Here is a 14,297-nt window from a genome sequence, read left to right as displayed (position 1 = left end):
TTCGAACACTTTTATTGAGTTTTATCCCAACTTCAATGTTGATGCGTTCATTAAGTGATAATCTTGAATAATTCATGGCAACATTTTACTCCTTAAGTCAGTGTTGCGCTAGGAATTAGATTCCGCCCTTTTATAGGATTTATTATTTTAATAATGATATTTGTTAATACAATATATCTATTTTTTGTTATTGTGAGAATAGAGGGTATCCAGCATTATTTTATTGTATCTAGTAATGCATCTTACAATGCATCTTGTTATACCTCCTTAAAAATGAAGCGATTAGGTAGAGGTTAATTATGGATTATCTACATGGTTCTGATTTGAAAGCGATTCTTCATTCGAAGCGTGCGAATATCTATTATTTGGAATATTGTCGAGTGATGCAGAAAGATGGACGTGTTCTCTATCTTACAGAGGCGAAGCGGGAGAATCATTACTACAATATTCCGATTGCCAATACGACCGTAATTTTACTTGGAACGGGTACATCGATTACGCAAGCCGCAGTTAGAATGCTTGCGTCAGCAGGTGTCTTAATCGGCTTTTGTGGTGGCGGTGGCACCCCTCTCTTTATGGGAACGGAAATTGAATGGATGACACCACAGAGTGAGTATCGACCAACGGAATATCTTCAAGGTTGGTTAGGATTTTGGTTTGATGAGCAGAAAAGGTTAGTGATTGCAAAATCCTTTCAAGAGTCACGTATCAATTTTCTTCGCCATGTATGGGCGAAAGATCGAGATCTATATCAAGAGGGATTAACGTTCGACCTTCCTGATTTAGCTGCTGCTTTATCCGTATTTGAATCAAAGATTCCTAAAATAAATAGGGTTGGAGATCTCCTTCTTGCAGAAGCGCTCTTAACAAAGCAACTCTATAAAATTGTAGGAAAACAGACAGGTCTGCATGACTTTAGTCGTAATCATGAAGGAAATGATGATGCAAATGATTTCCTCAATCATGGTAATTATCTTGCGTATGGGCTAGCTGCTTGTACGCTTTGGGTATTGGGAATTCCTCATGGTTTTGCAGTGATGCACGGAAAGACAAGAAGAGGCGCATTAGTTTTTGATGTAGCTGATCTCATTAAGGATTCGATAGTACTCCCATGGGCTTTTATCTGTGCTAAAGAGCGAGCCACAGAGCAAGAATTTAGGCAACAGATATTGCAGAAATTTACACAACATAAGTGCCTCGATTTTATGTTTGAGGAAGTTAAAAAGGGTGCTCTTCGTTCGTGGGCGGATAAGGGGCATTAATTTTAGAATTTATTTATAAATTAAAATATACTGGTTGATTTTTTATGTTGAGTGAAATATAGTCTAATAACTGATTTAACATTCAGCTTAGAAAAGTATTTTTTACTTTATATATTTTACTGCCAAATAGGCAGCTTAGATTCACTGAAAAAAGAAGGTGTGAGTAATTAAGCTTTAGGGTTATAAACGATGATGGTGACTTTTATTAGTCAATGTGAAAAGAAGGCATTAAATCGTACTCGGCGTGTATTAGATGCCTACGCGAATCGCATTGGTGATAATGTTTGGCAAACGATTATTACAGAAGAAGGCTTACTAATGGTCAAGAAACTTCTGCGTCGCACCGCCTCTAAAAATACAGCTGTCAGTTGTCACTGGATACGCTCTCGTTCAAGAAGTGATCTCTTATGGGTTGTAGGAAATCGTAGCCGCTTTAATGAGATGGGATATGTGCCGGTGAATTGGACAATGAAAGACTTAATAATGGATATTACAACAATGAAAGCAAAAGAAAATGAATTATATGCTAATACCCAATTGCAACCTCTTGCAGAGCACCTTTTTGCTGTTGGTTGGGTTGCTGAAGCACTCTTCAAAAAAACGGTTAATAATGAGGAGTATCAGAAACTTTCTCAAATAGCTTTTTTAGCAGGTTGCTTGCATGATTTGGGTAAAGTTGACCCCTATTTTCAAGACTGGGTGAGGAAAGGGAAGCAAAAAAATCCTGAAGATGATGGTCAGCACATTGATGTGAAATTCACATTTGAAAAGCATCCTAGACATAATGAAATTTCCGCAATTTTATTAGCGATTTTTGATTCCGAGCTTCAGGGATTAAATTTAAGGCAAAAAGAAGCATTGATTCATACAATCTATTGGCACCATGCAAAACCTTTTAGAAAAACAGATGATTTTGAAGAGGTTTTTAAGGCATATGAATATCTTCGAAAGAATTTAGATAGCAGTGCTTTTCAAAAATTAATTGTAGGTACAAAAGAACTCCTCAAAGAGATACAGAGAGTTGCGGATCAATATCAAAATAGAGAATCTCTCATTACTCGACAAAATTGGTCAGTAGATGCATTAGCAGATCTTTTTGAGCAATTTGAATATCACTATAAAGGAAAAACTTTTGCAGAATTTAAGAGTTATTCTTTGACAGATGACTTTGAACGACTGAGAAATAATATTCAAAAAAATGCGCATAATAATCTTTTACGATCTTGTCTGATTAGTTCTGATCGATTGATTTCTCAACAAACCGCTGAAAATCTAATGTCGCTCATTACTGAGGGGCGTTTAGATACATTGATTGAGGATATGGTGGAAGATGATGTTTCTCTATTAATGCCCCATTTAGAATCGGCTTCTACCAAATTCCCCCTGAGTGAAAGAACGCAAACTCAAAATAAAATGGCTGAAGTACTGAGTCAGAAGCGTGATATCCCTGTATTAGCAGGTCCTGCTGGATGTGGTAAAACAAGAATAGCTTTAGAGTGGGCGCGTTTACAAAAGGCATCTCAAATTATCTGGGTGTGTCCAAGAATTCAGGTTTGCCAAGGAATCTTTCAAGAATTAATTGAAACTTATCTCCCTGATGCGGATGTTGAAATTTTTACCGGTGAATTTAAGTATACTAATGAATGGGGCAATGAAACACCAGAAGAGGATTACTTTTCGGGAGATGTCATTGTCACAACGATAGACCAAATTTTTGGATCAGTTGTGAGCCATACCCGTGTTGATAGCTTAATTCCATTTATGCAAGCTCATGTGGTATTTGATGAGTTTCATGAATATATTCCAATGGATATTTTTAATATTCTGTTTGCGGAGTTAATTGCAAACAAAAATATGCATGAAAGCTATCAGAAAAAAACTCTGCTAGTGTCGGCTACGCCTCACTATTTTTACTTAAAAGAGATTTTAGGGATTAATTCTGAAGATGTGGTAGAAATGGCATCTTTTAATCCGAGCCAATATCAATTGCAATTTGTTGAGTATGATGAGAAATCTTTGGATAACAATCCATTTTTCCAATCTTACGAAAATAATACCTTTGTCATTAGTAATACAGCATTAACAGCTCAGCTAGGTTTTATCTATCAGAAAGAGCAAGAGAATAGCATCCTATTTCACTCTAAATATAAGAAGAGTGATAAACGAACATTATTTGATGAAGTCTACAATTCTTTTAAAAAAGAGGGCTCCCATAAATATGCTGTTTTAAGAAGTGGGCCTATTGTTCAGGCATCTTTAAATATCTCTTCAGATGCGATGTTGATAGAGATGACATCACCAGAAAATATGTTGCAACGCTTAGGGCGGTTAGATCGCTTTGGGCAGAATAAAAATCCCAATATTTTAACCATTGCCGTTACTGAAGCAGTTAAAAATGGTAAATCTCTTGGCACATCAGCCTATTTTCTCAATCAACTAAATAGCTTACAGACAACCAAGCATTGGTATGACTTTCTACAAGAAAAAATAGGAGAACGTACTTTTTTATTGACGGAGTTATATCAGATTTATAAAGACTTTTATCATTCTGAATTAGGGTTTAGGGCGACGCAAGAAGATTTAGAGAGAGCTATTAAACAGAGTATTACATTAATAGGTAAAAAAGTAGCCGAGCCAAGTGTCGTTGTTAAAAATAAGACTAAGGATCAGAAAACAAGAATTAGTAAAAACTCTTTACGTGGCGATAGTCGATTTGTGCAATTAGCCTTGTTAGATCTTGATGATTATCAGCATCCTATCTTTATGAATGCTTATGCGTATGAGCCACCGCTCGATGATATGAGTGAATACGATAATTTAACAGAGTCTTTGGCCGCTGTAAGAGATCTTTTACCATTTATTGCTCAAAAACAGGGCATTGTTGATCCAAGCCATCCTATGAAGGGAATTCCGGCGAAAAAAATCAAGTTAAGAGAACAAGTGTTAGAAAGATATGCCCGAGATCCTGATTATCCACTTTACTTAAGCTATCACATTGATGACTTAGATAAAGTCGGTGGTGTAGGGCAGCGCAATGAACATGCCATCTATTATGCGATATGTAGTCAACAAGCAATAGGCATGATTGCTTATGACAAACTACAATTATTAAATCACTCTCAAGGAGAAGACAATCATGAATAAGGTCACAGGTATTAAAAGTGTAGATTTTAAAATCAAAGCGTTCGGTTATGGTGTGGTGAATTGGAATGGACCCACAACGTTAATGGGGGACAATGGTAAAACAGTCGATAACCATACATTACCGAAACTACGTGGTTATACTAATTTATCGGGTAAAGTTAAAGACGAGACGGGCTATAAATACCGCAAAGAAGCCTCTGATATCAATTTTCAAGAAACGCCAATGTACATCAGCCAAAACTGTATTCGTCATCATCTCTTTAGAGATCAAGCTTATGATCTGCATTATGCAAAAGATAAAAATTTAGAAGATGTGATTGCTTCTATTACCGGATTAATTAGAGGTTATGTTGTTCCTTCTAGTCAATGTAAACGCACAAGTCCGCTTTTAATTACCGACTTTGTGGATCAATTAGGAAATGGTAACTTTGAGCAGATGGGACGATCGGGTTCAAAAGAGAAAGAGACCAATAAGAAAGGGGAAGAATCGAGTAACTCTTTCTTCTCTAAAACAACTTTTGGAGATACGGAATATGAAGCTTATGGCTCTATCAGTATTGAACAGTTAGAATTTATCTCACTTGATAAAAAGTTTGATCGTGCTGCTATGGTCATTAAAGAAGGCGATGGTGAGAAAATTGCTCAGAAAGTGGCTGATTTTATCAAGAGCTTAGACCCCTCTAGAGATCCTAAAGCGGTATTTCACCCTAATTATGTGCGTGTAGGAACGATTTTTGAAGAAGGGGAAGCAGGAATACTGTTAGATAATACGGCGATTGATATTCTTGTGAAAGAGACCTTAAAAATGTTACAAAATCTCACTATTCGTCAAGCAAAAGGCTATATGTATGTGGATAGTGTTGAGGTCGATTACAACGATAGTAATAAGATGATGCGAATTAAGCGTAATCCTGAACAAATTGAATCTACACCTGAGCGGGATTATGCGGTTTATTTTAAAGCACAATAGGAGGGGACATGCAAATCATTATTGATTACGAATCCTCTTGGCGAAATTCTTTCTTAGATGGCTCTAATAATGAGCCATTACCTAAGAATGGCCGTAAGTTTATTGCATCTATGACTGAATTGAAGAAAGCAGGTAACTATAAAGCGCATCAAATCACAAAAGATACGGTGATGGGAATTTTGAATAGATTAATAGGGGATCAGCGTAAGCTCTATCAATCAAGGTTAGATGAACATTACTATTTTCAATATATCGAATCTATATTGACAGAAAAAGATATCGAAGATCATATTCAATACAAAGATCAAGAAATGGTATTTATCCGCAATGTTTCAGGTAGTGAAGATCAAAACTCCTTTACAGGCATGATTAAAGCCAAAGATGTCTCATTTAATAGCGACTTCTCTGAGCATTTATGGGGCGTATTATTTATCCCCTTCCCAGAGATTGCAGATTGGATTCTTGCTGATGATATTCAAGTAAAGATAGAAAATCTTCCAACTTTAGATCCTATGAGTGTTATTGAGCAATTAGAACATTTAAATACGATTAAAGCTATTGAACTAGAAGGGAAATTGAAAGAAGCTTATGAAAAAATAGTCCTCAGTTTTCCAGAGGTCGATTTTAAACTTACGGCGAAAGGTTTATTTACGCCTATCAGTTTTTATACTGCAGCTCTATATCTTCAGCTCGATCGTTTAAGTAAACAATATGATTTAAGTGAAGTTGTAACAGCACAAGGAGGGTTAAGTGGTATTTCTAAAAGAGGATTTACCAAAAAGGATTTTATGAAACGTTATACGACAGGCCCCAAAAAATTAGTATGGGGGAATCCTTATCTACTTAAAACAAGAGTGAAAGGAGAAGGGGAAATGACACAGTTACTAACTAAAGTAACAGGTAAACTTACGATTAACTTGAATATTTCTTCTGAAAAAGCAAGAGATCTAGAAGATAAGATTCGAAATGCCGGTGTTTCAGCTTTTTATCTTGGTAAAAAGGGATTAGCATATGTTTCAGATATTCGTATGTAAAGGAATTCAAGATGAAATATTACATTGAGCTAACATTGATTGAGAATAGTAAAGGAAACTTGTATTCCCTCTGGTCTAGAATTTTTACCCAGATACATTTAGCTTTTGTTGAACGTAAAGATAAGAATAATAGAATTCATTATGGTATCTCGTTTCCTAATTACTTTTTTAATGAGAGGGCTAGTATTGGTGTTTTGGGTGATAAAATCCGTATTTTTGCAGAGACTAAAGAAGAGTTATTTCTTCTTGCTCTCCCAAAGTGGTTAGATCGATTATCGGATTATGTCCATATTCAATCAATTAAGGAAGTACCTAATAAAATTGAGGGTTATGTGAAATATCAACGTTATCAATCTAAAGGTGATTCTCGGTTAGAGAAGGAGAGAAGGGGATATGCCGAACATTATGCTCAACAAAACTCTGTCTCTATCGAAGAAGCGTTAAGTAGATATTCTCACTGGGAAAGAAGAGAAGTCAATTTTCCTTATATTCAAATGAAAAGTTTACACTCAAATAAAAAATTTACGCTTTTTATTAGAAAAGAAATTGTCGAAGAGAATTTAGAAAATTGTTCTAACCAGCTCTTTACAACTTATGGTTTATCTGCTGGGGGAGTTGTTCCTGAGTTTTAACCTTTATTTTTTGCTCTTTAAAAATTTACATATAATTCAATAGGTTATAAAAAAAGGAAAAATCATTGGTATTTTAAGGTAAAATAGACCTCAAATCAGATTTTTCCTTTCTTTTGGGGATTTAATCTATTGTTCGCTGCCGCACAGGCAGCTTAGAAAAAAGCTCACTCTTCTTACGCGCGGTTTTCGCTGTTCGCTGCCGCACAGGCAGCTTAGAAAACTCGAACTCGTTGCAGAGCTGAATGATTGTGGTTCGCTGCCGCACAGGCAGCTTAGAAAGGAGGATATCGAGGTTTTTAGCAAGCTCTTGCGTTCGCTGCCGCACAGGCAGCTTAGAAAAATCGATAGCCCTCGCACTGCTTTTGCTTTAAGTTCGCTGCCGCACAGGCAGCTTAGAAAAAGCATTTAACATTGTTTATATAAGATGTGATGTTCGCTGCCGCACAGGCAGCTTAGAAATTTAGGAGAGTTTTTAACTAGTGAAGTTGAAAGTTCGCTGCCGCACAGGCAGCTTAGAAAGTCCTCACCAATAAAGCAAGTTGGGTTACTTTGTTCGCTGCCGCACAGGCAGCTTAGAAAAAAATTAACTGTAGTTACTGCATTAGTAGCATGTTCGCTGCCGCACAGGCAGCTTAGAAAGAAATAGGGAAGTTATCTCAAAGAGAGTGAAAGTTCGCTGCCGCACAGGCAGCTTAGAAATTCATTATTGATTCATAATTAATACCTTTGACGTTCGCTGCCGCACAGGCAGCTTAGAAACGGAAGATCTGCTTTTTACACCGCAGGTGTGAGTTCGCTGCCGCACAGGCAGCTTAGAAAAGTTTTATACGTTATCTTTGTATTATTTTTTAGTTCGCTGCCGCACAGGCAGCTTAGAAATTTTTCTGTAAATAAAGGAATTAAAGAGCTAGGTTCGCTGCCGCACAGGCAGCTTAGAAATGTATACTCTCCCTCTTTAAGCTCAAAATATTGTTCGCTGCCGCACAGGCAGCTTAGAAATCTTTAAGCTCAAAATATTGACCACCAAACGCGTTCGCTGCCGCACAGGCAGCTTAGAAAATCAACATGAAATACCCCGTCTAATATTCCTTGTTCGCTGCCGCACAGGCAGCTTAGAAAAATATAAAATTGGAGTCCCTTTCTCCCCTTTTGTTCGCTGCCGCACAGGCAGCTTAGAAAAAAAGAGGCAAAAGAAAATGGCATTAAAGTTTGTTCGCTGCCGCACAGGCAGCTTAGAAAACCCTTTTGGATACCTCTCTTAATTCCCCCTCGTTCGCTGCCGCACAGGCAGCTTAGAAATCATCTAAAATAACTTTATTTCTTTCAGGAATGTTCGCTGCCGCACAGGCAGCTTAGAAATGCAAACATAATGAAAATACCTCCTAATGATAGTTCGCTGCCGCACAGGCAGCTTAGAAAATATGCCCTATATGCCAAGGATATGCTTTAAAGTTCGCTGCCGCACAGGCAGCTTAGAAATTATCCCCACTTTTTAAAATAGTTAAACCATTGTTCGCTGCCGCACAGGCAGCTTAGAAATGAGGGGGTTCATGCTACCGGTCATGAATCTAGTTCGCTGCCGCACAGGCAGCTTAGAAATTCATTAACAGTTACACGATCTCCAAGATTTTGTTCGCTGCCGCACAGGCAGCTTAGAAAAATTATCTAAGGATATTTACTCTGATAATGGTGTTCGCTGCCGCACAGGCAGCTTAGAAAAGTGGTTAGATTCTAAGGAAAGCCAATTGATAGTTCGCTGCCGCACAGGCAGCTTAGAAAATCTCCTTTCATAATAACGGAAGATAACGATTGTTCGCTGCCGCACAGGCAGCTTAGAAATGAATATATTAAGTTTGAAGTTTAAATTTAATGTTCGCTGCCGCACAGGCAGCTTAGAAATAAACTATATTATCGCTTAAATATGCGCGTATGTTCGCTGCCGCACAGGCAGCTTAGAAACGTCTAGCCACCTTTAGTGTATCAATAGTCAAGTTCGCTGCCGCACAGGCAGCTTAGAAATTAATATCTCATTAGCAGATAATAAAGACGATGTTCGCTGCCGCACAGGCAGCTTAGAAAAATATGATATCCATGAAAGTGGAAAAATTGAGGTTCGCTGCCGCACAGGCAGCTTAGAAAAAACTCAAAAAGCATAATATCGAAGATTTTTTGTTCGCTGCCGCACAGGCAGCTTAGAAAATCATATGAAGATGATACATATTTATACCAAGGTTCGCTGCCGCACAGGCAGCTTAGAAAGATATCTCGAATGATGTCTTTTGCAAGCGCTCGTTCGCTGCCGCACAGGCAGCTTAGAAATAAAATCTTAGCGACTTTCTCGCGCTTCTCTTGTTCGCTGCCGCACAGGCAGCTTAGAAAGTCAATATTAATGCGATGTACCGTCATTATTTGTTCGCTGCCGCACAGGCAGCTTAGAAATTAGATTAAACTCATTATCTCACTTAGTTTTTGTTCGCTGCCGCACAGGCAGCTTAGAAAATGTTAGCTTCTACAGTGTACTGAATACCGCCGTTCGCTGCCGCACAGGCAGCTTAGAAAATGCCTTAACTCCTGATTTTTAAGTAAATAGAGTTCGCTGCCGCACAGGCAGCTTAGAAAAGTTAAAGAAGCAGAAGAGCGACTAAAGGGTTGTTCGCTGCCGCACAGGCAGCTTAGAAATAATTTACTCATAGCGTAAAGAGAAGGGCGCAGTTCGCTGCCGCACAGGCAGCTTAGAAAAAGCTTGAGATTAGAATTTTTAGAAGGTGTAGGTTCGCTGCCGCACAGGCAGCTTAGAAAATTAATAGTATGTGTGATCGTTATTGCAATCCGTTCGCTGCCGCACAGGCAGCTTAGAAATTTAAGTGCGGATATTTACGCACATCGACATAGTTCGCTGCCGCACAGGCAGCTTAGAAATGTTTGTAACATGTTGATTTTCCTTTTTTGGGGTTCGCTGCCGCACAGGCAGCTTAGAAAAATCTATTTGATCATCGCAAAATGAATAAGATGTTCGCTGCCGCACAGGCAGCTTAGAAATTAAAGAAGCCATCATTTCTCCAAATGTGATAGTTCGCTGCCGCACAGGCAGCTTAGAAATTTTCAATTACCAAGCATAACCAACACTCATAGTTCGCTGCCGCACAGGCAGCTTAGAAAATTTTTATTTCTGAAGAATGTAATTTAACTTGGTTCGCTGCCGCACAGGCAGCTTAGAAAATAAAAGGTTTAATAAAAGAAAAAAATGAAGCGTTCGCTGCCGCACAGGCAGCTTAGAAATGAGAGCTTCTCTTTTACTTGACCCCTCAACTGTTCGCTGCCGCACAGGCAGCTTAGAAAACTTACGGTCTTGATATACCCGTCTTATCTTGGTTCGCTGCCGCACAGGCAGCTTAGAAATAAATATATAACTGATCTTCTTGCGATAAAAGGTTCGCTGCCGCACAGGCAGCTTAGAAAAATTAGCTAGCTTTGACACTTTTGAGTCTTGGGTTCGCTGCCGCACAGGCAGCTTAGAAAATTATCGAACGACCTAAATCACCAAACTCACCGTTCGCTGCCGCACAGGCAGCTTAGAAACATAAGCCCCTTCTCTCAAAATTTTACCACTTGTTCGCTGCCGCACAGGCAGCTTAGAAATAAGGTTTGCACTCGTTGCGATAAATAGCTCTGTTCGCTGCCGCACAGGCAGCTTAGAAATTTTCAATTACCAAGCATAACCAACACTCATAGTTCGCTGCCGCACAGGCAGCTTAGAAAGATATCGATAAGTTTATAGATGAGATCGAGTAGTTCGCTGCCGCACAGGCAGCTTAGAAAGAGCTTAAAGATACAGGCGCAGAGTGGACTAAGTTCGCTGCCGCACAGGCAGCTTAGAAATTGCCCCTTATCTTTTTTTGCACGTTTCCTCAGTTCGCTGCCGCACAGGCAGCTTAGAAATAGAAAAGAAAAAAGACAGAACATAACTAGTTGTTCGCTGCCGCACAGGCAGCTTAGAAACAATAAAAAACTGTTTAAAAAATAATAGGTTATGTTCGCTGCCGCACAGGCAGCTTAGAAAAAATGGCTTCGACATTAGCTTCTTATGGTTTGGTTCGCTGCCGCACAGGCAGCTTAGAAAAGTCCATAACAAGAATGATCGACTCTAATGCCGTTCGCTGCCGCACAGGCAGCTTAGAAAAACATAATGAATAGTCTTGTAGATAACATCTCGTTCGCTGCCGCACAGGCAGCTTAGAAACTTTCTGTTTAAGTGATCTTGTTTCTTAAGTGGTTCGCTGCCGCACAGGCAGCTTAGAAAATAGCCGTTATAAGATAGCAATCATTGGAAACGTTCGCTGCCGCACAGGCAGCTTAGAAAGTGAATAAATCATCGTATTTTTAACGGGCATTGTTCGCTGCCGCACAGGCAGCTTAGAAATGTTACTGGACTCAAGTCGGGGTTAGAGCTTGGTTCGCTGCCGCACAGGCAGCTTAGAAAATATTGGATGGTTGTTGCTAAGGCTACTTATTAGTTCGCTGCCGCACAGGCAGCTTAGAAAATATTAACCTCTCGCTACTTCTTTATAGATTGGTTCGCTGCCGCACAGGCAGCTTAGAAATTACGAGTTACTTGTTAAGCATTTTACTGCATGTTCGCTGCCGCACAGGCAGCTTAGAAATAAATCTCTTATGTAGCCACCTTTCGCTCATTGTTCGCTGCCGCACAGGCAGCTTAGAAATGCTCCCGTAATACCTGCCATTCGGAGATGAGGTTCGCTGCCGCACAGGCAGCTTAGAAATTTCTAATCCAACCGTTGCGCTCGTACATGCAGTTCGCTGCCGCACAGGCAGCTTAGAAATGATTTATTAACACTCTCAAGTTTACCCTTCCGTTCGCTGCCGCACAGGCAGCTTAGAAAAGTGACCGTTATTATAAGCATATCGTAATGTTGTTCGCTGCCGCACAGGCAGCTTAGAAATGATGTGAGAGTTATAAAGAAAGGCACGACAAGTTCGCTGCCGCACAGGCAGCTTAGAAATTTCTCATTATCCTCCTAAATCTCTTATGTAGGTTCGCTGCCGCACAGGCAGCTTAGAAATTTTACGGCGTGAAGCAGTTTTCAAAAGATGAGTTCGCTGCCGCACAGGCAGCTTAGAAAGTATATTATAAAGACAGACTTCATGACGTGTTGTTCGCTGCCGCACAGGCAGCTTAGAAATTGATAACAAGCTTCGCGTACGGTTCATTATTGTTCGCTGCCGCACAGGCAGCTTAGAAATGATGTAGTGGGTGATTTAAAAGAAGGGGAAAGTTCGCTGCCGCACAGGCAGCTTAGAAAATATCGTCATTCAAAATGAATTAAGAACCGTCGTTCGCTGCCGCACAGGCAGCTTAGAAAAGAAGTGGTGTATATCATAGTGCTGTAGACGAGTTCGCTGCCGCACAGGCAGCTTAGAAAAGTAAGCTCATTACGTACATTGCTGAATTTATGTTCGCTGCCGCACAGGCAGCTTAGAAAGATCAGCGCATTCCCGTCAACCTGTGTGATAAGTTCGCTGCCGCACAGGCAGCTTAGAAACGCTGACAAGTTTGTTTTAGATATGATTAGCTGTTCGCTGCCGCACAGGCAGCTTAGAAATTACTCATTGATAATACTCCTGCTACTTTTACGTTCGCTGCCGCACAGGCAGCTTAGAAAAAAGAAACCTGTGGGTTCGCTCGTCGGTACTTGTTCGCTGCCGCACAGGCAGCTTAGAAACTCTGCCTAATTTTGGAAGTTGTGTCGCAATGGTTCGCTGCCGCACAGGCAGCTTAGAAAGTTCAGATACCAGACAATCGCCGCCAATCCCAGTTCGCTGCCGCACAGGCAGCTTAGAAATTATATCTTCCCGAAAGCTTCTCTTTGACCTGGTTCGCTGCCGCACAGGCAGCTTAGAAAATCTTTAAACCGCCTGTGCGGCGAATCAACAAGTTCGCTGCCGCACAGGCAGCTTAGAAAAAATAACTCACGATCTCGATCGTTAGTTAAAAGTTCGCTGCCGCACAGGCAGCTTAGAAAAATTGGGTAAAAAACCAAAAAAAAAAATAATCGTTCGCTGCCGCACAGGCAGCTTAGAAATTTCAATTTCTCTTAATTAGGGAGTGCTTATAGTTCGCTGCCGCACAGGCAGCTTAGAAATTATTGATTTTGATTTATCTAGCGAGCGAGGAGTTCGCTGCCGCACAGGCAGCTTAGAAAGCTGTTAATATTGTTACTACTTGGAACCCTTAGTTCGCTGCCGCACAGGCAGCTTAGAAAAAAGGCGCAGAGCACGCCGGCTATGGTGCCTAGTTCGCTGCCGCACAGGCAGCTTAGAAATAAATAATTTTTAAGATCTGAAATTGTGAATTGTTCGCTGCCGCACAGGCAGCTTAGAAAAACAAAATTTAAAAAACGCAAGGTCGCTACTTGTTCGCTGCCGCACAGGCAGCTTAGAAATTGCAACTCAATTTCATTATCGAGTATTATTTGTTCGCTGCCGCACAGGCAGCTTAGAAATAACGTCAGAGTACTTCAAACACCTCAGTTTGGTTCGCTGCCGCACAGGCAGCTTAGAAAATCTTTACATGCGAACTCTTTCTTCTTAAAGTGTTCGCTGCCGCACAGGCAGCTTAGAAATCTTAAAAAATCTTCAATCTCTTTTTCTGTGAGTTCGCTGCCGCACAGGCAGCTTAGAAATTTTCAACAATTCTCTTCATGATCTTCTTTTGGTTCGCTGCCGCACAGGCAGCTTAGAAATTCTTTCATAGGAATTGATAATGGCATTACACGTTCGCTGCCGCACAGGCAGCTTAGAAATTGATGATTTCTTAAGCGATTATATGGAGCATGTTCGCTGCCGCACAGGCAGCTTAGAAATCGAGATTGTCAAGAATAAATGAGAGGGATTCGTTCGCTGCCGCACAGGCAGCTTAGAAATTTGGAGAATCTCATATAATCACCCCAAATCAGTTCGCTGCCGCACAGGCAGCTTAGAAAATTTGTATATTACTTAAACTCATTTATTATAAGTTCGCTGCCGCACAGGCAGCTTAGAAAATAATGCAAGAATTCAAAGAGATAACTAAAGAGTTCGCTGCCGCACAGGCAGCTTAGAAATAAAAAATTATTTTCTTTAAATCTTAAAACCAGTTCGCTGCCGCACAGGCAGCTTAGAAATTTCTATCTTTATAAAGTTTAAAAGCAGTGTAGTTCGCTGCCGCACAGGCAGCTTAGAAATTGATATACTGATT

The 14,297-nt window shown here is 40.0% G+C and carries 5 protein-coding genes and 1 CRISPR repeat array (1 of these 6 running past the window's edge); all 5 genes read left to right on the top strand.

The window, feature by feature from the left end; translation table 11 throughout:
• Positions 1–299 precede the first annotated feature (299 nt).
• The 5 genes from cas1f to cas6f all read left to right on the top strand — a co-directional run bounded on the left by cas1f (position 300) and on the right by cas6f (position 7,042).
• Entirely contained in the window at positions 300–1,262 is a 963-nt protein-coding gene (cas1f, locus tag B9T19_RS08170) for a type I-F CRISPR-associated endonuclease Cas1f (RefSeq protein ID WP_094568133.1), read from the top strand.
• 189 nt (positions 1,263–1,451) lie between these two features.
• Positions 1,452–4,406, top strand: coding sequence for a CRISPR-associated endonuclease Cas3'' (locus B9T19_RS08165; protein ID WP_094568132.1), 2,955 nt, complete (start codon positions 1,452–1,454; stop codon positions 4,404–4,406).
• Positions 4,399–5,376, top strand: coding sequence for a type I-Fv CRISPR-associated protein Cas7fv (gene cas7fv, locus B9T19_RS08160; RefSeq protein WP_094568131.1), 978 nt, complete (start codon positions 4,399–4,401; stop codon positions 5,374–5,376). The genes B9T19_RS08165 and cas7fv overlap by 8 nt, the downstream gene beginning before the upstream one ends.
• A gap of 8 nt (positions 5,377–5,384) precedes the next feature.
• Positions 5,385–6,410 carry a type I-Fv CRISPR-associated protein Cas5fv gene (cas5fv, locus tag B9T19_RS08155; RefSeq protein WP_094568130.1) on the top strand — a complete coding sequence of 342 codons (1,026 nt, stop codon included), beginning with the start codon at positions 5,385–5,387 and terminating at the stop codon, positions 6,408–6,410.
• A gap of 11 nt (positions 6,411–6,421) precedes the next feature.
• On the top strand, positions 6,422–7,042 hold the full coding sequence (gene cas6f, locus B9T19_RS08150) for a type I-F CRISPR-associated endoribonuclease Cas6/Csy4 (protein ID WP_094568129.1): 621 nt from the start codon (positions 6,422–6,424) through the stop codon (positions 7,040–7,042).
• A 131-nt stretch (positions 7,043–7,173) separates the two neighbouring features.
• Positions 7,174–14,297: direct repeats of the CRISPR family, unit length 28 nt; unit sequence GTTCGCTGCCGCACAGGCAGCTTAGAAA; it runs 3,048 nt beyond the window's last position.

It is taken from the genome of Ignatzschineria sp. F8392, assembly GCF_002252045.1.
In the GTDB taxonomy this organism is placed as follows: Bacteria; Pseudomonadota; Gammaproteobacteria; order Cardiobacteriales; family Wohlfahrtiimonadaceae; genus Ignatzschineria.
Note: the sequence above shows the minus strand (reverse complement) of the source record. Positions and strands in the feature narration are given on the sequence as shown.

Excerpts from the sequence above, each read along its gene's own strand:
- cas5fv (WP_094568130.1), top strand. The coding sequence starts at position 5,385 with ATGCAAATCATTATTGATTACGAATCCTCTTGGCGAAATTCTTTCTTA.
- cas6f (WP_094568129.1), top strand. The coding sequence starts at position 6,422 with ATGAAATATTACATTGAGCTAACATTGATTGAGAATAGTAAAGGAAAC.
- cas1f (WP_094568133.1), top strand. The coding sequence starts at position 300 with ATGGATTATCTACATGGTTCTGATTTGAAAGCGATTCTTCATTCGAAG.
- cas7fv (WP_094568131.1), top strand. The coding sequence starts at position 4,399 with ATGAATAAGGTCACAGGTATTAAAAGTGTAGATTTTAAAATCAAAGCG.
- B9T19_RS08165 (WP_094568132.1), top strand. The coding sequence starts at position 1,452 with ATGATGGTGACTTTTATTAGTCAATGTGAAAAGAAGGCATTAAATCGT.